This window comes from Streptomyces sp. YS415 (assembly GCF_023544665.1).
Taxonomy (GTDB): Bacteria; Actinomycetota; Actinomycetes; order Streptomycetales; family Streptomycetaceae; genus Streptomyces.
The window spans coordinates 1-1009 of record NZ_JAMJFL010000083.1 but is presented as its reverse complement, the minus strand read 5'-3'; the positions used below and the strand labels follow the sequence as shown (position 1 = coordinate 1009).

Annotated in this window: 1 pseudogene; it reads right to left on the bottom strand. The window is 69.6% G+C overall.

Annotation, left to right across the window (positions count from 1 at the left end):
* Positions 1–1009 (bottom strand): annotated as a pseudogene (locus M8H82_RS36330) (alpha-1,4-glucan--maltose-1-phosphate maltosyltransferase); the annotation flags it as partial.

The following is a 1009-nucleotide window of genomic DNA, read 5'->3' as shown; positions in this document are numbered from 1 at the left end:
GGGGTGTTCTCGCACAGTTCGTAGCCGCTGTAGATGCCCCAGGTGGGGGAGAGGGTGGCGGCGAGGACGGCGCGCAGTTCGAAGGCGGGCCGGCCGCCGTGCTGGAGGAAGGCGTGCAGGATGTCGGGGGTGTTGGCGAAGAAGTTCGGCCGCATGTAGGAGGCGGCCTCGCCCGACAGCTCGGTCAGGTACTCCGTCAGCTCCTGCTTGGTGTTGCGCCAGGTGAAGTAGGTGTACGACTGCTGGAAGCCGATCTGGGCGAGGGTGTGCATCATCGCCGGGCGGGTGAACGCCTCGGCCAGGAAGATCACGTCCGGGTCGGTGCGGTTGATCTCCGCGATGACCCGTTCCCAGAACAGCACCGGCTTGGTGTGGGGGTTGTCGACCCGGAAGATCCGCACCCCGCAGGCCATCCAGTGCCGCAGCACCCGCAGGGTCTCGGCGACCAGCCCGTCCAGGTCGGCGTCGAAGGCGATGGGGTAGATGTCCTGGTACTTCTTCGGCGGGTTCTCCGCGTAGGCGATGGTGCCGTCGGGGCGGTGGTTAAACCACTCCGGGTGCTTGTGCACCCACGGGTGGTCCGGCGAGCACTGCAGCGCGAAGTCCAGCGCCACCTCAAGGCCCTGCGCGCGGGCCTGCTGAACGAACCAGGTGAAGTCCTCCAGCGTGCCGAGCGCGGGGTGGACGGCGTCGTGGCCGCCCTCGGGGGAGCCGATCGCCCACGGCACCCCGACGTCCTGCGCGGTGGGGTCGAGGGTGTTGTTGCGGCCCTTGCGGAAGGTCGTGCCGATCGGATGGATCGGCGGCAGGTAGACCACGTCGAAGCCCATCGCGGCGATCGCCGGCAGCCGCCTGGCCGCGGTCCGGAACGTGCCGTGCGGCACCTCGGCCGTGCCCTCCGAGCGGGGGAAGAACTCGTACCACGCCCCGTACAGGGCCCGCTCCCGCTCCACCAGCAGCGGCAGCGGATCGGACGCGGTCACCAACTCCCGCAGCGGATACCGCGACA